We start from the raw sequence: 18400 nt of genomic DNA, 5'->3' as shown, positions 1-18400 counted from the left end.
GTTCAGGCGCGCGCCGCCCTACACAATTCCAATTACCAACCTTTATCCGATGGAGTACACATGAAGAAAATAAGTTTAACGAAGATGATCATATTAGGCCTGATACTCGGCATGATTGCCGGGGTGGCCATAAATAATATGGTCGCGGCTGAAACGGCAAAATCTTATGCAGCAGATATTTCCATTTTCACCACCATATTCTTACGCATGGTGAAAATGATTATCGCCCCATTGGTTATTTCAACTTTGGTTGTGGGTATTGCCAAAATGGGCGATGCCAAAACGCTGGGACGTATATTTTCGAAAACCTTCTTCCTGTTTATTTGCGCCTCACTGCTGTCAATCGCGCTGGGACTGGTTATCGTTAATATTTTCCAGCCAGGCGCTGGCATCAACTTTGTTCCACATGACGCCGGAGCCGTTGCCGCCGTTAAGTCTGAGCCATTCACGCTGAAAGTATTCATCTCGCACGCAGTACCAACCAGTATTGTTGATGCGATGGCACGTAACGAAATTCTGCAGATCGTCGTCTTCTCAATTTTCCTCGGTTGCAGCCTTGCCGCAATTGGTGAGAAAGCCGAGCCTATAGTGAAGGTTCTGGATTCACTGGTACACGTGATGCTGAAGCTGACGGGTTACGTCATGCTGTTTGCGCCACTGACCGTTTTTGCCGCTATTTCGGGTCTGATTGCCGAACGTGGTCTGGGTGTGATGGTCAGCGCCGGGATCTTTATGGGTGAATTCTACCTGACGCTGGGTATGCTGTGGGCGATCCTGATTGGCCTGTCCACCATGATCGTAGGGCCTTGCATCGCGCGTTTAACGAAATCAATCCTCGAACCTGCACTGTTGGCCTTCACCACCTCCAGCTCTGAAGCCGCTTTCCCGGGCACGCTGGACAAGCTGGAAAAATTCGGTGTTTCCTCAAAAATCGCCAGCTTCGTTCTGCCTATCGGTTACTCCTTTAACCTGGTCGGCTCGATGGCGTACTGCTCCTTTGCCACCGTATTTATTGCCCAGGCGTGCAACATCGAATTGAGCATGGGTGAGCAAATCACCATGCTGTTGATTCTGATGCTGACCTCAAAAGGGATGGCGGGCGTACCGCGTGCATCAATGGTGGTAATCGCCGCCACCCTGAACCAGTTCAACATTCCGGAAGCCGGTCTGATCCTACTGATGGGTGTGGATCCATTCCTCGATATGGGTCGTTCTGCTACCAACGTCATGAGTAACGCCATGGGCGCTGCCATTGTGGGTCGTTGGGAAGGCGAACACTTCGGCCAGGGTTGTCGCGGAACTGCGCCAGTGAAGACACCGGAACAAGAACGTCCGGTGACCGAACAGTCAGAAGTTGCGATGTCCTGATAGCGCGCTTATCCGGCCTACAAAACGGTCAATTATCCGTAGGCCGGATAAGGTGGAACACCGCCATCCAGCACGATGATGAACACACCAACAGGATTACACCATGAATAAAACTCTTCTCGGCGTGAGTATTTTTTCCTTCAGCGTTTTGTTTAGCGCAACGACTCTCGCGCAAACCACGCCGGATTACGCAAAGATTATCGACCAGGCACATCAGAAATATAAAAGTAACAACGATGGCAAAGTCGCCGACTACATCCCTGCCCTGGCGACCTACAGCCCGAAAAATTTTGCCATCACCATTGCCACGGTGGACGGCAAGATCTATCAGGTGGGCGATGTTAACAAGCCCTTCCCAATGGAATCCCTGAGTAAAGTCTTCACCCTGGCGCTCGCCATGGAACAGCATGGCCCACAGGTAGTCCTGGAGAAACTTGGGGCCAATGCCACCGGCATGCCGTTCAATTCAGGTTTAGCGGTAGAACTGACTAAAGGCGCGCCGGAAAACCCGCTGGTAAACGCCGGGGCGATGAGCACCGTTAGCCTGATCGAAGCCAAAGATAAAACCGATCGCTGGAACAAAATCCTCGACAACCTGAACGTCTGGGCTGATGCCACACTCACCGTGAACGAGCCGGTTTTCAAATCCGAGATGGAAACCAACCAGCACAACCAGGCGCTGGCGAAGCTGATGGAATCCTATAACAGCTTCTATGGCAACACAGACGACGCTGTCGAAATTTATACCCGTCAGTGCTCAGTCGATATCACCGTTGAGCAACTGGCCAAAATGGGCGCGGTACTCGCCAACAAAGGCAAATCACCGTTCAACGGTAAGCAATTGCTGAATGAAAAATATGTCCCGCAGGTACTGGCTGAAATGGCCATTGCCGGATTGTACGACGGTAGTGGTAAGTGGCTGTACACCGTAGGCATCCCGGCGAAAAGCGGCGTCGGCGGTGGGATGGTTGCCGTTGTGCCAGGCGAATATGCGATAGCCGTCTATTCCCCGCCGCTGGATGAAGCCGGTAACAGCGTTCGTGCACAGAAAACGATCGAATATGTCGCCGAAGCGACCGAAGCGAATGTCTTTTTAGCAAAATAACTCTATGCCGGATGGCGCTTCGCTTATCCGGCAAACAACACGAAGAGGTGAGAAGTAAACATGTCTAAACCATTTGTCTGGCAGGAACTCTTTGTTCAGGGTAAAGATAGTACCGAATATGAATTACTGAGTAATCAGCACGTTACAGTTTCTGAGTTAGACGGAGAGGAAGTGATTAAGGTTGCGCCAGAAGCGTTAACCTTATTAGCACAGCAGGCATTTTATGAGGCTTCATTCTTCCTGCGCGCCGGACATTTGAAACAGATCGCCAGCATTCTGCACGATCCACAGGCCAGCGGTAACGATAAGTATGTTGCATTGCAGCTACTGCGCAACGCTGAAGTTTCGGCCAAAGGCGTGCTGCCTAACTGTCAGGATACCGGAACGGCAACGATTGTGGCCTGCAAAGGTCAGCATGTCTGGACCGGCGGCGATGACGCAGAAGCGTTAAGCAAAGGCGTGTATACCACTTTCACCGAAAACAACCTGCGTTATTCGCAAAATGCCCCGCTGGATATGTACACCGAGGTCAATACTCAGACTAACCTGCCGGCACAAATCGATATCAGCGCCACGCCGGGTAATGAATACCGCTTCCTGTTCGTCAACAAAGGCGGCGGCTCGGCCAACAAAGCGGCGCTGTTCCAGGAAACAAAATCCATTCTGCAGCCGGAAAAGCTCACCGCCTTTCTGATCGAAAAAATGAAATCACTGGGCACAGCCGCCTGCCCGCCTTATCACATCGCTTTCGTCGTTGGAGGCTTGTCTGCCGACCAGGCGCTGAAAGTCGCCAAGCTGGCGTCAACCAAGTATTACGATAACCTGCCCACCAGCGGGAACGAACTGGGTCAGGCGTTCCGCGATACGGCCCTGGAAGCCGAGTTACTCAATGCCAGCCGCGAGTTTGGTATCGGCGCGCAGTTTGGCGGCAAGTACTTTGCCCACGATATCCGCGTGATTCGCCTGCCGCGTCACGGGGGGTCTTGTCCTATCGCCATGGCCCTCTCCTGCTCAGCCGACCGCAACATTAAGGCTAAAATTAACAAACACGGTATCTGGCTGGAGAAACTGGAGCATAACCCGGGCAAGTTCATACCTGATTCCCAACGGGTAGAAAATGGCGCCCAAACCGTACAGTTGGATCTCAACCGCCCGCTACGCGAGATTCTGCACGACCTGTCCGCTCTGCCTATCGGTACTCGTTTGTCGTTAAGTGGCCCAATTGTTGTCGCCCGTGATATTGCCCACGCTAACATCAAAGCGCGCCTGGATAACGGCGAACCGATGCCGGAATACATGAAAAAGCATATCGTTTATTACGCTGGTCCCGCCAAAACGCCGGAGAATCAGGCCTGTGGTTCAATGGGTCCCACCACCGGCGGGCGCATGGATGGGTATGTCGATGCTTTCCAGGCACAAGGCGGCAGTCTCATTATGCTCACCAAGGGTAACCGCAGCCAACAGGTCACTGATGCCTGCCATAAACACGGTGGGTTTAGCCTCGGCAGCATCGGCGGCGCCGCGGCCCTGCTTGCACAACAGTACGTGAAAAGCCTGCACTGCCTGGAATATCCCGAACTGGGAATGGAAGCGGTCTGGATGATGGAAGTTAAAAATATGCCGGCCTTCGTGTTAGTCGACGACAAAGGTAATAACTTCTTTAGTCAGTTTGAGCAGCAGCATCGCTGCGCAACCTGTCCGGCAGGACATTAAGGAGCCTCAATGGAAGCGCGAGCCAATAATGACAGACACCGCCAGCGTCAGCAGAAACTGAAAGAACAGGTTGATACCCGCGTGGCGGCGGCAACGGAGAAGAAAGGGATCCTGATTGTCTTCACCGGCAACGGTAAAGGGAAATCCACCGCAGCCTTTGGCACGGCAACGCGCGCGGTTGGTCACGGAAAAACCGTTGGCATCGCGCAGTTTATCAAAGGTCAGTGGGATAATGGCGAGTACAACACCCTGCAACCGCTCGGCGTTGAATTCCATATTATGGGCACCGGGTTTACCTGGGAAACCCAAAACCGGCAAGCGGATATCGAGGCGGCAACGGTAGTCTGGCAAGAAAGTAAGCGCATGCTGGCTGATGCGCATTACGATCTGGTGGTACTGGATGAACTGACTTACATGTTGGCTTACCACTATCTGGATACCCAGGAGGTTCTCAGCGCCATCGAAAATCGCCCTGTCGGACAAAGTGTTATCGTCACCGGACGCGGATGCCACGCACTGTTGCTGGAACTGGCCGATACGGTCAGCGAAATTCGCCCGGTCAAGCACGCGTTTGACAGCGGTATTCAGGCGCAGGTGGGAATCGACTGGTAACTATTCTTTTGCCGGATAACGACGCGCTGGCGTCTTATCCGGCCTACCGTTCTTTGCAGGCCTGACAAGGCACACGGTACTATCAGGCAGGCGATACCACAGATTTATTCAACAGCCAGTCCCGGAAGATCTGTAAATGCACAGATTCCGCTTTCTCTTCACGCCACGTCATGATGAAACGGTTCCCGGTGCGCATCGGGACATCGCAAGGAATGACCATATCACCGCTGTCCAGATCGTGCTGAATGGCAAAACGAGGAAGCAACGCCACGCCAAGATTAGAGCGAACCGCCGCAATCAGCATCGACAACAGATCAAACCTTGGACCTTTATTGACCAGTGGACTGCTGATATCGGACAGCGCAAACCATTCCTGCCAACCCTTGATACGCGTGCTTTGGTGCAAAAGCGGGAATTCGTTCAGCAACTCCTCGACTGCCAGTTTCCGATCCGGTTCGGCCAGCAAGCAGCGGCTACATACCGGCAGGATTTCCTCTTCAAACAGGTACTCAACGCCCGACCATGGCGAGTAGAAATCTTCACGCATGATTGCCGCGTCATACTCCCGATTGAGAAAATCACCAATATTCGCCAGCGAATGGATATTGACGATAATATCAGGATTGAGTTTGTTGAACTCGCGCAGGTTCGGAATCAGCCAATGCGTGCTGAAGGTCGGATTCACTGCCAGCTCAATAACCTGCACCGTCGGCTGCCAGGTCATTATCGTCGTCGTATCTCGCTCAAGTTTATTTAACGTTTCTTTAACGATACTTAAATAATGTTTGCCCGCCGCATTTAAAAAAATGCGTTTCTTGGCATGATTAAATAGCGAGGTATTCAGAAAATCCTCCAGTGCATTCACCTGGCGGAAAACAGCACTTTGTGTTAAAGCCAGCTCTTCAGCAGCCCGGGTATAACTTTCGTGACGCGCAACAACTTCAAAAGTTACCAGCAACTCCGTCTTCGGTATTTTTCCTCTCATAACCTCTTCCATATGCAGCGTACAAAAATAGTTTAATTTATAAAAAATAATTCAAGACACCCAGATAAGCATCGAGAGTTATATTTTATTTCATCCATTGATGTCATTGATCCAATCCATGATTTACTCATACTGATGGCGGATAAATATTAACCAATAATACTCAAGCACAACAATAAACACAATTTAAATAAGGTTAAACCTATGCAAATAGTGCCAATAAGTTCTTAATAATTTTTCAAGTTAACTTGTTTATTGCAGAAAAAACTTTGCGAGATTAATCAATATTATCCATGCAATAATTTTAGATAATTTCACGTTATAACTTACGGGCAAACGACTGCTTTTAATCATTCCTTGATGTAGTTTCTGCCTTTTTTTGTTAGACGTGATAAAGGACACAATGTGAAAACTTTCGGAAAGGTCTGGCTCGTTGGAGCAGGTCCCGGTGATATTTCATTGCTCACCCTCAAAGCGATGATGTGCATTAAACAGGCTGATGTCATTATTTACGATCGGCTGGTCAATCCTAAAATTTTGGAATGGGCATTACCTGATTGCCTGCTTATCAATGTCGGCAAAAATCCAGGCTATCATTGTGTTCCTCAGGATGAAATTAACGCATTACTGGTCCAGTATGCCCAAACACATAGCAACATCGTACGCCTGAAAGGGGGCGATCCTTATGTGTTTGGTCGTGGGGCCGAAGAAGTTGAGGATCTTGTTGAAACGGGTATCCCATTTGAAGTTGTGCCGGGTATCAGTTCTACCATCGGCGGCCTGACCTATGCCGGAATTCCGGTGACGCATCGCGATTTCGCCTCCGGTTTTCACGTGGTGACAGGCCATACGCGGGAAGGCAACCAGCAGCAGGACTGGCGTCAACTGGCGAAGCTAAATGGCACGCTGGTTATCGTCATGGGTATCGCCAATCTGGCGTTTATTTGCGAAGAGCTGTTGATGGGCGGTAAATCAGCAGATACACCCGCTGCGCTAATTATGTCCGCCACCCGGGAGAATCAACGCCGACTAACCTGTACGCTCGGTTCATTACTGAGCAAAGCGCAGGAGGCTAACATTGCTCCACCTGCACTGATTGTTATTGGTGAGGTGGTGACCCTGAGCGATCGGCTCTCTTTTATACCCGACGCCATCACCTTGCCAGAAGATCTTTACTGCGAAAGCCTGGCATGACGAAAAGACTGGGGCGACGTTTGATGCGCCGCCCTGAAAACGCGGCAAAAGTAGCTGGTTTGCGCATATTGAAGTTTCCTGGCAATACTGTCTATTGAATGCTCAGGGTCGTGCAACAACTCCCCCGCTTTCTGCATTTTTTTCTGACTCACCCAGGTTTTAAAATTAATGCCCAGCCGTTTCTTAAAAAATCGGCTGAAATAGTTCGCGCTTAAGCACACATGCGCCGCGACGGATTCCAGGGATAATTCACCATATAAATTCTCATCAATATAACGCAGCGCCGCCAGAAGTTTTTTCTCATGACGGGAAGGTTCAGTAACATAATGACGAATGTAACGGATCGGTGAAACTGAAACTTGAGCGGATTGTTGTTCTTCCGCATAATTATCAACAATAAAACTTAACAAATTAGCCGACGCTACCAGCGTATTATTATCCACTACCGCAATCTGACCCCATTCAGCTTTTATTTTGGGGTCATCCATCCATGAAAATTTATTACCAATAACAATAGTTTTATATTCCTGATACTTTGGCCGGACCTGTCCGCAGACAATAAAACCATAAAGATGCCCTTCATCAATTAATGGCATCGAGAACAGACTTAACCCGGCATGACAGGTGAGTATTCTGGGCTTAAGCTGTTTTAACCCCTCAAAAGCACACTGCTTATCGCATTTTTGGCAGTCCACACGATAGCGCTCATCCGCCCGCATTAATCTGCAGAAAGAATTAAAATTATGACAATCTGAGAGTGGCTTACCATTAATATCAATCACAACCGTGGCTAACCCGGTCGCACGGGAGAATATTTCGGCTATCGAGAAAAAACCGTGTAAATAATCATTCTGAATTTTCAGCAGCACGCTCTCCTCCAGCACTCATAATATTAAAACCGATAATATGCAGAATTTAACCAAGAGAAAGAATGATGTTGACCGCAAAAAATAATCTCATTTGTGCAGATGATTATGATCAATTGGCAAGAAAAATATTTAAGGACAAAAAAAAGGCCATCATCAGATGGCCAACCATGTCGAAACGGGACCAGCCCTTGACCATGCAGATAGTCAGGGCTGTTTTTTTACTTCTTACTTAATAACGGTTTTCAGCGCTTCGCCGATATCGGCCAGGCTGCGAACGGTTTTCACGCCAGCAGCTTCCAGAGCCGCGAATTTCTCGTCAGCGGTACCCTTACCACCGGCGATGATCGCACCGGCGTGGCCCATACGTTTGCCTTTCGGCGCGGTGACGCCCGCGATGTAACCGACAACCGGCTTGGTGACGTGATCTTTAATGTACGCCGCCGCTTCTTCTTCCGCGCTACCGCCGATCTCGCCGATCATCACGATCGCTTCAGTCTGCGGATCTTCCTGGAACAGCTTCAGAATGTCGATGAAGTTAGAGCCCGGAATCGGGTCGCCGCCGATACCGACACAGGTGGACTGGCCGAAACCGTAGTCGGTGGTCTGCTTAACCGCTTCATAGGTCAGCGTACCGGAACGGGAAACGATACCCACTTTACCCGGCTTGTGAATGTGACCCGGCATGATGCCGATTTTGCATTCGCCCGGGGTGATCACGCCTGGGCAGTTCGGGCCGATCATGCGTACGCCAGCTTCATCCAGCTTCACCTTCACGGTCAGCATATCCAGCGTCGGGATACCTTCGGTGATGGTGATAATCAGTTTGATGCCTGCATCGATCGCTTCCAGGATGGAGTCTTTGCAGAACGGCGCCGGAACGTAGATAACGGTAGCGGTTGCGCCGGTTGCTTCTACCGCTTCACGCACGGTGTTGAACACCGGCAGACCAAGGTGAGTGGTGCCGCCTTTGCCTGGCGTTACGCCGCCAACCATCTGCGTACCGTAAGCAATCGCCTGTTCGGAGTGGAATGTCCCCTGGCTACCGGTGAAGCCCTGGCAGATAACCTTGGTATCTTTATTAATTAAAACTGACATTATTTCCCCTCCACTGCGGCAACAACCTGCTGAGCTGCATCCGTCAGACTTTTCGCTGCAATAATATTCAGGCCGCTATCAGCCAGTTTTTTCGCGCCGAGTTCGGCGTTGTTGCCTTCCAGACGAACGACAACCGGAACGTTAACGCCCACTTCCGCTACCGCGCCGATGATACCGTCAGCGATCAGGTCGCAACGTACGATACCGCCGAAGATGTTAACCAGTACGGCTTTTACATTGTCATCGGAGAGGATGATTTTGAACGCTTCGGTTACACGCTCTTTGGTCGCACCGCCGCCCACGTCGAGGAAGTTAGCCGGTTCGCCGCCGTGCAGCTTAACGATGTCCATGGTGCCCATTGCCAGGCCCGCACCGTTAACCATACAACCGATGTTACCGTCCAGTGCGACGTAGTTCAGTTCCCACTGTGCAGCCTGCGCTTCACGCGGATCTTCCTGAGACTGGTCGCGCATTTCGCGCAGGTCAGCCTGGCGGAACAGTGCGTTGCCGTCAGCGCCCAGTTTGCCATCGAGGCAGATCAGATCGCCCTGTTTAGTTACTACCAGCGGGTTGATTTCGATCAGCGCCAGGTCGCGCTCCAGGAAAATAGTCGCCAGCCCCATGAAGATTTTGGTGAATTGCTGAACCTGTTTACCTTCCAGACCCAGTTTGAACGCCAGCTCACGCCCCTGGTAAGGCATCGGTCCTGCCAGCGGATCCAGCGCCACTTTATGGATCAGGTGCGGGGTTTCTTCCGCTACTTTTTCGATTTCCACGCCGCCTTCAGTCGAGGCCATAAAGACCACGCGACGGGAACTACGGTCAACCACTGCGCCGAGGTAAAGTTCTTTACCGATATCGGTCGCCGCTTCAACCAGAATCTGATTTACCGGTTGGCCATTAGCGTCTGTCTGGTAAGTCACCAGACGTTTCCCCAGCCAGTGCTCAGCAAAAGCGCGAATGTCTTCTTTGCTGTTAACAACCTTCACACCGCCCGCTTTACCACGGCCACCAGCGTGAACCTGACATTTCACTACCCACGGGCCTGCGCCGATTTTAGATGCGGCTTCTTCAGCTTCACGCGGAGTATTACAGGCATAACCCACCGGTGCCGGTAAGCCATAGCGGGCAAAAAGTTGTTTTGCCTGATATTCATGTAAGTTCATGTGTTCTGTCCATCCTTCAGGTAATCGTTATCTTTTACCCGTAGGCCTGATAAGGCGTCCAGACCTACGGGGCAGGTGATACTCTTTTTCGTTACACGTCCAGCAGCAGACGCGTTGGATCTTCCAGCAACTCTTTAATGGTTACCAGGAAGCCTACTGACTCACGACCATCGATCAGACGGTGATCGTAAGACAGCGCCAGATACATCATCGGCAGGATTTCAACCTTGCCGTCTACCGCCATCGGACGATCTTTGATGGCATGCATACCCAGGATGGCGCTCTGCGGTGGATTGATGATCGGCGTAGACATCAGGGAACCGAACACACCGCCGTTAGTGATGGTGAAATTACCGCCCGTCAGATCTTCAACCGTCAACTTGCCGTCGCGACCTTTTACTGCCAGTTCTTTAATGTTCTTCTCAATGTCAGCCATACCCAGCAGATCCACATCACGCAGGACCGGCGTTACCAGGCCGCGCGGCGTGGAGACCGCCATGCTGACATCAAAGTAGTTGTGGTACACCACGTCATCGCCATCGATGGACGCGTTGACTTCCGGATAGCGTTTCAGCGCTTCAACCACCGCTTTCACGTAGAAAGACATAAAGCCCAGACGGATACCGTGGCGTTTTTCGAACGCATCACCGTACTGCTTGCGCAGGTCCATAATCGGCTTCATATTGACTTCGTTGAACGTGGTCAGCATGGCGGTGGAGTTTTTCGCTTCCAGCAGACGTTCGGCTACGCGTTTGCGCAGACGGGTCATCGGTACACGTTTTTCGCCACGCGCACCCAGTTGAGGCTGTGGCGCTGGCGCGGCTGCTGGCGCTTTGGCTTCGGCTTTTGCTGCCGGCGCTTTGGCCAGATGCTTTTCCACATCTTCGCGGGTGATACGGCCACCGACGCCAGTGCCTTTGATGGCGCTGGCTTCGAGGTTATGTTCACCGAGCAGGCGACGGATCGCCGGGCTCAGGGCATCGTTGTTCTGCTCTGCAAGCGACGCCTGCTGGCGCTGTGCCGGAGTAGAATCTTTCTCTTCAGACTTGGCACTGGTTTCTTTACCAGTGCTGTTGCCTTCACGCAAGCGACCGAGGATCTGGCGGGAGGTGACGGTTGTCCCTTCATCTTCCAGAACCGCATCAAGGATACCGTCCGCTGATGCCGGTACTTCCAGTACCACTTTGTCAGTTTCGATTTCTACCAGTACTTCATCACGACGTACTGCATCGCCCGGTTTTTTGTGCCAGGTTGCAACCGTTGCATCCGCTACGGATTCAGGCAGGTCGGGAACAAGAATATCTACGCTACTCATTATTTATCCTTTATTTAATCGACGTTCAGCGCGTCATTAACCAGATCTTGTTGCTGTTTCTGGTGAACGGACATATACCCTACTGCCGGAGAGGCAGAGGCCGGGCGACCTGCATAACGCAGAGCGGACCCAAATGGAATCACTTCACGGAAATGATGCTGACTGCAGTACCATGCGCCCTGGTTGAGCGGCTCTTCCTGGCACCAGACAAAATCATGTACGTGAGCAAACGGTTTCAGCGCTTCCTGCACCGCTTTATGCGGGAACGGATAGAGCTGTTCGATGCGCACAATGGCAACATCTTTTTGGTCATTCTTGCGGCGTTGCTCCAGCAGGTCGTAATAAACCTTACCAGAACACATCACAACACGCTTCACGCCTTTCGGATCAAGTTCATCGACTTCGCCAATAGCCGGCAGGAAGGTGCCATTTGCCAGTTCGTCCAGCGTAGACACCGCCAGCGGGTGACGCAGCAGCGACTTCGGTGACATCACCACCAGCGGACGACGCATACCGCGCAGCGCCTGACGACGCAGCATGTGGTACACCTGTGCCGGGGTGGACGGGACGCAAACCTGCATGTTTTGCTCAGCGCAAAGTTGCAGATAACGTTCCAGACGCGCGGAGGAGTGCTCCGGGCCCTGACCTTCGTAGCCGTGCGGCAGCAGCATAACCAGACCGCACATACGACCCCATTTCTGTTCGCCGGAAGAGATGAACTGGTCGATAACGACCTGAGCACCGTTGGCGAAGTCACCGAACTGGGCTTCCCAGATAGTCAGAGTGCGCGGTTCTGCCGTGGCGTAACCGTATTCAAACGCCAGCACCGCTTCTTCAGACAGTACGGAGTCCCATACGCGGAACGTGCCCTGGCCGTTATGCACATGCTGCAGCGGCGTGTAGGTTGAACCGTTCGCCTGGTTATGAATAACCGCGTGGCGGTGGAAGAAGGTTCCGCGACCGGAATCTTCACCCGACAGACGAACCGGAATGCCTTCGTCAACCAGTGTGGCGTAAGCCAGATTCTCTGCGCCCCCCCAGTCGAACAGCTTCTCGCCTGCGGCCATGGCCTGACGATCGCCGTAAATTTTGGCAACGCGCGACTGCATTTCAACCGCTTCAGGTACAGTGCTGATGCGTTTAGCCAGCTCCTGCAGACGCTTCATCTCAACTTTGTTCGGGTAGCTTTCATCCCATTCGTGGTTGAGATATGGCGACCAGGTGAAGGAGTGCATGTTCATCGGACGCCACTCTTTCACTACGCACTCGCCAGCATCCAGCGCATCGCGATACAGGTTGACCATTTCGGTCGCATCTTCCAGCGTGGCGACTTTGTCCGCTTCCAGCTTGTCGGCGTAGATTTTGCGCGGGGTCGGATGCTTTTTGATTTTCTGATACATCAGCGGCTGGGTTGCGCTCGGCTCATCGGCTTCGTTATGGCCGTGACGGCGGTAGCACACCAGATCGATGAAGACATCGCGTTTGAAGGTATTACGGAAGTCCAGCGCCAGACGCGTGACGAAAGCGACTGCTTCCGGGTCATCCGCATTGACGTGGAAAATCGGCGCCTGAACCATCTTACCGATGTCGGTGCAATATGGGGTAGAACGCGCATCCAACGGGTTAGAGGTAGTGAAGCCCACCTGGTTGTTGATAACGATGCGAACGGTACCGCCCACTTCGTAACCACGCGCTTTCGACATGTTCAGGGTTTCCTGCACCACGCCCTGCCCGGTCACCGCCGCATCACCATGAATGGTGATAGGCAGGACTTTATTGCTGCTCGGCTCATCCAGACGATCCAGACGCGCACGGACGGAACCGATTACCACCGGGCTAACAATTTCCAGGTGTGACGGGTTAAACGCCAGCGCCAGGTGTACCAGACCGCCTTCGGTTTCGATATCTGACGAGAAGCCCATGTGGTACTTCACGTCGCCAGTGCCGAGATGTTCTTTATGTTTGCCCGCGAATTCGTCGAACAGATCCTGCGGCTTTTTACCCAGCACGTTGACCAGTACGTTCAGACGACCACGGTGCGCCATGCCCAGCACCACTTCACGCGTACCACTGTTACCCGCGTGGCGGATCATCTCTTTCAGCATCGGAATTAACGCATCACCGCCTTCCAGCGAGAAGCGTTTTGCACCCGGGAACTTCGCGCCCAGGTAACGTTCCAGACCTTCCGCTGCGGTCAGTTCGCTGAGGAAGCGTTTTTTCTCTTCACTACTAAACGCGGCGCGGCCAGACTCGATGCGCTGCTGAAGCCAGCGTTTTTCTTCGGTGCTGGTGATGTGCATATACTCGGCGCCAATCGGGCCGCAGTAGGTTTGTTTCAGCGCAACAACCAGGTCGCTCAGCTTCATGGTGTCTTTGCCGCCGGCAAAAGAACCTACGTTAAAGCTTTCCTGGAAATCCGCATCGGTCAGATCGTGGAAAGACGGATCCAGATCGGCCACTTTCTCTTGTTGCCACAGTCCCAGCGGATCAAGATTCGCATGTTGATGGCCGCGGAAACGGTAGGCGTTAATGAGCTGCAGGACTTTAACCTGCTTCACATTGGCATCAGGGTCGGAAATAGAAGAAGAGTAACGTGGGGTAATCAACGCCTGCCGACGGAAATAATCACGTGTTTTTGAGTGGAGTTGATCCGGTTTGACTCCGGTGCCAGGTAACTGCTGGAACGTCGAACGCCAGTTAGCATCTACCGAGTCAGGGTCGGTTAAGAAGTCTTCATAGAGCTGTTCTATCCAGCTCTGGTTCGAGCCAGAGAGGTAAGAAGAGTCCAACCAGGCTTTCAAAGCGCTGTTCTGCATCGTGATCCCTTAAGCATTTGTATGCTTACTTCGCCGTGGATACTACCACGCACACCGATGTGCGTGCCGGGGTTCACTTGCGAGCTCTTTTTGTTTGGCTCGCGAAGGAACCTTTAAAAACTGTCTAATCATGTGGCAGTTTTTAGAGGTTTCCTACATTAACAATTTGCCTGATGGCGCTTCACTTATCAGGCCTACGGGATTGTACCTGTAGGCCGGATAAGACGTTTACGTCGCCATCCGGCAACCACTACAACAACTTACGCACTACGCTTGAGCAGCATCGACTTAATATGGCCGATCGCACGCGTCGGGTTCAGCCCCTTAGGACATACGCTGACGCAGTTCATGATGCTGTGACAGCGGAATACGCTGAAAGCGTCACTTAAACCTTCCAGGCGGCTGTCGGTCTCGGTATCGCGGCTGTCGATCAGGAAGCGATACGCGGCCAGCAGACCAGCCGGACCGATGAACTTGTCCGGGTTCCACCAGAATGATGGGCAGGACGTTGAGCAGCATGCACACAAAATACATTCATACAGCCCATCGAGCTTCTCACGCTGCTCTGGCATTTGTAAATGCTCGCGAGCCGGTGGATTTTTCCCATTATTCAATAAGTAAGGCTTAATCTTCTCATACTGTGCGTAGAATTGTCCCATGTCTACCACCAAATCGCGCACAACCGGTAAACCCGGCAGCGGGCGAATGACAATTTTCTTGCCCGGCTGATTCAGCGCAGAAATAGGTGTGATACAGGCCAGTCCATTTTTGCCGTTCATGTTCAGACCGTCAGAGCCGCAGACCCCTTCACGGCAGGAGCGACGAAACGATAGCGACGGATCTTTTTCTTTCAGCTGCATCAATGCATCCAGCAGCATCATGTCGCGCCCTTCTTCCGCTTCCAGGGTGTAATCCTGCATGCGCGGAGCATCGTCAACGTCCGGGTTATAGCGATAAACTGAAAACTCGAGTTTCATTGTCCTGTCTCCGCATTAATAAGTACGAATCTTCGGCGGGAATGCCGGGCGCAGCTTCGGTTCCATATTGACTTGACGTCGCGTCATGGTTTCCGACTCTGGCAGGTACAGGGAATGGCACAGCCAGTTTTCATCATCACGTTCCGGGAAGTCGAAGCGGCTATGCGCGCCACGGCTTTCGGTACGGAAGTTTGCAGAGACTGCAGTGGCGTAAGCGGTTTCCATCAGGTTATCCAGCTCCAGACACTCAACGCGCTGGGTGTTAAATTCACTGGAGGTATCATCCAGACGGGCGTTTTTCAGACGCTCGCGAATCGCTTTCAGCTCTTCCAGTCCTTTCGCCATCGCATCGCCTTCGCGGAATACCGAGAAGTTATGCTGCATACATTCCTGCAGCGCTTTGCGAATGGCTACCGGATCTTCGCCGTTACGGTTGCCGTTCCAGCGATTCAGACGAGCCAGAGAAGCATCGATCTCGTCTTCCGTCGCATCCAGCAGGTCGCCCTGTTCCGCGATAGATTCCTGCAGATGCAGACCCACCGCACGACCAAAGACCACCAGATCCAGCAGCGAGTTGCCGCCCAGACGGTTGGCGCCGTGAACCGATACGCAGGCGATTTCGCCTACCGCAAACAGCCCCGGAATCACCACATCTTCGCCCTGCTCGTTCACGGTCAACGCCTGGCCGGTTACTTTGGTCGGGATACCGCCCATCATATAGTGACAGGTAGGAATTACCGGGATCGGCTCTTTCACCGGGTCAACGTGGGCAAAGGTACGAGACAGTTCGAGAATACCCGGCAGCCGGGACTCCAGCACTTCTTTACCCAGATGATCGAGTTTCAGCTTGGCGTGCGGACCCCATGGGCCGTCGCAGCCGCGGCCTTCACGGATTTCGATCATGATGGAACGCGCCACCACGTCACGACCCGCCAGGTCTTTCGCATTCGGGGCATAACGCTCCATGAAGCGCTCGCCGTGTTTGTTCAGCAGGTAGCCGCCTTCACCACGACAACCTTCTGTGACCAGCACGCCCGCGCCAGCGATACCGGTCGGGTGGAACTGCCACATTTCCATATCCTGCACCGGCACGCCAGCGCGGATAGCCATACCTACACCGTCACCAGTGTTGATGTGGGCGTTAGTGGTTGATTGATAAATACGACCTGCGCCACCCGTCGCCAGTACGGTGGCACGAGCTTTAAAGTAAACGACTTCACCGGTTTCAATACACAGTGCGGTACAACCGACAATCGCGCCATCAGCATTCTTCACCAGGTCCAGTGCATACCACTCAGAGAAGATGGTGGTGTGGTTTTTCAGGTTCTGCTGATACAGGGTGTGCAGTAGCGCGTGGCCGGTACGGTCTGCCGCTGCTGCGGTACGTGCCGCCTGCTCGCCGCCGAAGTTTTTCGACTGACCGCCAAACGGACGTTGATAAATGGTGCCATTATCTAGACGAGAGAACGGCAGGCCCATATGGTCCAGCTCCAGAATCGCTTCCGGGCCAGTTTTACACATATATTCAATTGCGTCCTGGTCACCAATGTAGTCCGACCCTTTGACGGTGTCGTACATGTGCCATTCCCAGTTATCTTCATGGGTATTACCGAGCGCCACGGTGATGCCACCCTGCGCAGATACGGTATGGGAACGGGTTGGAAACACTTTGGAGAGCAGCGCACAGGTCTGTCCGCTCTGGGAAATTTGCAGCGCCGCGCGCATACCTGCGCCACCGGCACCAATCACAACAGCATCAAATTCTCTGACTGGCAGTTTCATTACACACCCCACACCACAACAAATCCATAAATGACGTAAACCACCAGCGCAACGACGATAGCCAGTTGCAGAATCAGGCGTACAGCCAGAGGTTTAACGTAGTCGGTCAACACCTGCCACATGCCAATCCAGGCATGAATCAAGATGGAAAAAAGTGCCAGCAGAGTGAAGACTTTGGTGAATGCCGATGAGAAAAAACCGGTCCAGACTTCAAAGGTCAACTCGCCGCTGGTGGCGAAGAAGCCGACCATATAGATGATGTATAACGTCAGAACGATAGCGGTAGCACGGACCAGAATGAAGTCATGTACGCCGTTGCGTCCTAATGCGGAGGCGTTGCTTACCATACGAGGACTCCTGCGAGAAGTGAAAGCACGACAATGATAACGAAACAAATTTTGGCGGAGCGTGTCCCTGCTTCGAGGGTTTCTTCGATATAGCCAAAATCCATCAACAGATGGCGAATGCCCATTACGGCGTGATAGGCCAGCGCAATCAGGATCCCCCACATGATTAACTCCACGAAGAAGTTATTCATAATGGATGACGCCGTGAGGAAACCTTCAGGGGAGGAAAGGCTGGTACCCAATAACCACAACAGAATCCCGACCGCCACGAAGGTGATCACTCCGGATACGCGATGGAGAATGGACGCTATCGCCGTGATTGGGAACCGGATCGTTTGCAGATCCAGATTGACAGGTCTTTGTTTTTTCACATTTCTTATCATGAATAACGCCCACATGCTGTTCTTATTATTCCCTTTGGACTTCGGGCACAGAAGATGAAGACTTCTGTAGTCTGAAAGACGCCGGGATTTCCTTCCTCCGGTCTGCTTGCGGGTCAGACAGCGTCCTTACTATAACTACGCGTCATATAAAACACTGCTTCCAGTTGCTAAAACGACACGTTACAACGCTGGTTGGCTCGGGATTGCAGGGTATTCCGGAGACCTGGCGGCAGTATAGGACGTTCACAAAATCATTACAATTAACCTACATATAGTTTGTCGGGTTTTATCCCGAACAGTGACATAGGTCACGATAACAACATTATTTTAATTTTTAATCATCTGATTTGACAATCATTAAACAAAGTTGTTACAAACGACACCAGAAAAAGCATATAATGCGTAAAAGTTATGGGGTCACTCTTTCACCGGAGATTTAGTTATGTAACAGTGTGGAAGTATTGACCAATACCTTCAGGACAGTTATTAGTGATAGACAGGTTAAATAATTCGGATTGCTAAGTTGTTGATTTGTTACTATTTCACCATGAGTTAACTGATTTACCTGCAAGCGCCCATTGCTCTGTACCCTGGTTTTCGCCTCTATCGCAGAGCGGCGAGCCGAATAAAAAACTGGTAACGGTTGATTGATGTATCGAAAACAAGTCTGACT

The 18400-nt window shown here is 52.0% G+C and carries 15 protein-coding genes and 1 pseudogene; 6 read left to right on the top strand and 10 right to left on the bottom strand.

Annotated elements, in window-relative coordinates:
- The first annotated feature begins 60 nt into the window (after nucleotides 1–60).
- The 4 genes from FDW96_RS20465 to cobO all read left to right on the top strand — a co-directional run bounded on the left by FDW96_RS20465 (nucleotide 61) and on the right by cobO (nucleotide 4798).
- On the top strand, nucleotides 61–1368 hold the full coding sequence (locus FDW96_RS20465) for a dicarboxylate/amino acid:cation symporter (RefSeq protein WP_061381690.1): 1308 nt from the start codon (nucleotides 61–63) through the stop codon (nucleotides 1366–1368).
- Between the two features lie 103 nt (nucleotides 1369–1471).
- Nucleotides 1472–2473, top strand: a complete 1002-nt coding sequence (gene glsA / locus FDW96_RS20460; protein WP_137349211.1) for a glutaminase A — start codon at nucleotides 1472–1474, stop codon at nucleotides 2471–2473.
- Nucleotides 2474–2533: 60 nt separating this feature from the next.
- Nucleotides 2534–4186 (top strand): class I fumarate hydratase, encoded by a 1653-nt coding sequence (locus tag FDW96_RS20455; protein WP_061381689.1) that lies wholly within the window; start codon nucleotides 2534–2536, stop codon nucleotides 4184–4186.
- Nucleotides 4187–4195: 9 nt separating this feature from the next.
- Nucleotides 4196–4798, top strand: a complete 603-nt coding sequence (gene cobO / locus FDW96_RS20450; protein ID WP_042309700.1) for a cob(I)yrinic acid a,c-diamide adenosyltransferase — start codon at nucleotides 4196–4198, stop codon at nucleotides 4796–4798.
- Between the two features lie 82 nt (nucleotides 4799–4880).
- Here the strand turns inward: cobO and FDW96_RS20445 are convergent, their stop codons facing one another.
- A complete protein-coding gene (locus FDW96_RS20445) occupies nucleotides 4881–5783 on the bottom strand; it encodes a LysR family transcriptional regulator (protein ID WP_137360528.1) in 903 nt (300 codons plus the stop codon).
- A 405-nt stretch (nucleotides 5784–6188) separates the two neighbouring features.
- On the opposite strand from FDW96_RS20445, the gene cobA reads away from it, so the two are divergent.
- Nucleotides 6189–6977: a uroporphyrinogen-III C-methyltransferase gene (cobA, locus tag FDW96_RS20440; RefSeq protein WP_042309705.1), complete on the top strand. Its 789-nt coding sequence runs from the start codon at nucleotides 6189–6191 to the stop codon at nucleotides 6975–6977.
- On the opposite strand, the gene FDW96_RS20435 is transcribed toward cobA, so the two are convergent.
- The 9 genes from FDW96_RS20435 to sdhC all read right to left on the bottom strand — a co-directional run bounded on the left by FDW96_RS20435 (nucleotide 6956) and on the right by sdhC (nucleotide 17742).
- Complete coding sequence (locus FDW96_RS20435) at nucleotides 6956–7846, bottom strand: PocR ligand-binding domain-containing protein (protein ID WP_137366195.1); 891 nt, start codon at nucleotides 7844–7846, stop codon at nucleotides 6956–6958. The genes cobA and FDW96_RS20435 overlap by 22 nt on opposite strands.
- A gap of 225 nt (nucleotides 7847–8071) precedes the next feature.
- Nucleotides 8072–8941 (bottom strand): succinate--CoA ligase subunit alpha, encoded by an 870-nt coding sequence (gene sucD, locus FDW96_RS20430; protein ID WP_003022929.1) that lies wholly within the window; start codon nucleotides 8939–8941, stop codon nucleotides 8072–8074.
- Nucleotides 8941–10107: an ADP-forming succinate--CoA ligase subunit beta gene (gene sucC / locus FDW96_RS20425; protein WP_038638897.1), complete on the bottom strand. Its 1167-nt coding sequence runs from the start codon at nucleotides 10105–10107 to the stop codon at nucleotides 8941–8943. The genes sucD and sucC overlap by 1 nt, the downstream gene beginning before the upstream one ends.
- Nucleotides 10108–10198: 91 nt before the next feature.
- Entirely contained in the window at nucleotides 10199–11422 is a 1224-nt protein-coding gene (gene odhB, locus FDW96_RS20420; RefSeq protein WP_042309710.1) for a 2-oxoglutarate dehydrogenase complex dihydrolipoyllysine-residue succinyltransferase, read from the bottom strand.
- Between the two features lie 14 nt (nucleotides 11423–11436).
- A complete protein-coding gene (gene sucA, locus FDW96_RS20415; RefSeq protein WP_038638891.1) occupies nucleotides 11437–14238 on the bottom strand; it encodes a 2-oxoglutarate dehydrogenase E1 component in 2802 nt (933 codons plus the stop codon).
- Between the two features lie 260 nt (nucleotides 14239–14498).
- Complete coding sequence (sdhB, locus tag FDW96_RS20410; protein ID WP_003022921.1) at nucleotides 14499–15215, bottom strand: succinate dehydrogenase iron-sulfur subunit SdhB; 717 nt, start codon at nucleotides 15213–15215, stop codon at nucleotides 14499–14501.
- Nucleotides 15216–15230: 15 nt separating this feature from the next.
- Nucleotides 15231–16997 carry a succinate dehydrogenase flavoprotein subunit gene (gene sdhA / locus FDW96_RS20405; protein ID WP_038638885.1) on the bottom strand — a complete coding sequence of 589 codons (1767 nt, stop codon included), beginning with the start codon at nucleotides 16995–16997 and terminating at the stop codon, nucleotides 15231–15233.
- Nucleotides 16997–17344: a succinate dehydrogenase membrane anchor subunit gene (sdhD, locus tag FDW96_RS20400; protein WP_005122550.1), complete on the bottom strand. Its 348-nt coding sequence runs from the start codon at nucleotides 17342–17344 to the stop codon at nucleotides 16997–16999. The genes sdhA and sdhD overlap by 1 nt, the downstream gene beginning before the upstream one ends.
- Nucleotides 17338–17742, bottom strand: coding sequence for a succinate dehydrogenase cytochrome b556 subunit (gene sdhC / locus FDW96_RS20395; RefSeq protein WP_042309715.1), 405 nt, complete (start codon nucleotides 17740–17742; stop codon nucleotides 17338–17340). The genes sdhD and sdhC overlap by 7 nt, the downstream gene beginning before the upstream one ends.
- Before the next feature lie 383 nt (nucleotides 17743–18125).
- Here sdhC and FDW96_RS25330 point away from each other — a divergent pair.
- A pseudogene (locus FDW96_RS25330) lies at nucleotides 18126–18236 on the top strand (hypothetical protein).
- Nucleotides 18237–18400: the final 164 nt, after the last annotated feature.

Origin of the sequence: Citrobacter sp. TBCS-15 (assembly GCF_005280815.1) — a bacterium.
GTDB classification, from domain to species: domain Bacteria; phylum Pseudomonadota; class Gammaproteobacteria; order Enterobacterales; family Enterobacteriaceae; genus Citrobacter; species Citrobacter werkmanii.
This window is presented reverse-complemented; position numbering and strand designations above follow the sequence as displayed.

Excerpts from the sequence above, each read along its gene's own strand:
- sdhC (WP_042309715.1), bottom strand. The coding sequence starts at position 17,742 with ATGTGGGCGTTATTCATGATAAGAAATGTGAAAAAACAAAGACCTGTC.
- FDW96_RS20455 (WP_061381689.1), top strand. The coding sequence starts at position 2,534 with ATGTCTAAACCATTTGTCTGGCAGGAACTCTTTGTTCAGGGTAAAGAT.
- sucC (WP_038638897.1), bottom strand. The coding sequence starts at position 10,107 with ATGAACTTACATGAATATCAGGCAAAACAACTTTTTGCCCGCTATGGC.
- sdhA (WP_038638885.1), bottom strand. The coding sequence starts at position 16,997 with ATGAAACTGCCAGTCAGAGAATTTGATGCTGTTGTGATTGGTGCCGGT.
- FDW96_RS20445 (WP_137360528.1), bottom strand. The coding sequence starts at position 5,783 with ATGAGAGGAAAAATACCGAAGACGGAGTTGCTGGTAACTTTTGAAGTT.
- sucD (WP_003022929.1), bottom strand. The coding sequence starts at position 8,941 with ATGTCAGTTTTAATTAATAAAGATACCAAGGTTATCTGCCAGGGCTTC.
- cobO (WP_042309700.1), top strand. The coding sequence starts at position 4,196 with ATGGAAGCGCGAGCCAATAATGACAGACACCGCCAGCGTCAGCAGAAA.
- odhB (WP_042309710.1), bottom strand. The coding sequence starts at position 11,422 with ATGAGTAGCGTAGATATTCTTGTTCCCGACCTGCCTGAATCCGTAGCG.
- sdhD (WP_005122550.1), bottom strand. The coding sequence starts at position 17,344 with ATGGTAAGCAACGCCTCCGCATTAGGACGCAACGGCGTACATGACTTC.
- glsA (WP_137349211.1), top strand. The coding sequence starts at position 1,472 with ATGAATAAAACTCTTCTCGGCGTGAGTATTTTTTCCTTCAGCGTTTTG.
- FDW96_RS20465 (WP_061381690.1), top strand. The coding sequence starts at position 61 with ATGAAGAAAATAAGTTTAACGAAGATGATCATATTAGGCCTGATACTC.
- sucA (WP_038638891.1), bottom strand. The coding sequence starts at position 14,238 with ATGCAGAACAGCGCTTTGAAAGCCTGGTTGGACTCTTCTTACCTCTCT.
- sdhB (WP_003022921.1), bottom strand. The coding sequence starts at position 15,215 with ATGAAACTCGAGTTTTCAGTTTATCGCTATAACCCGGACGTTGACGAT.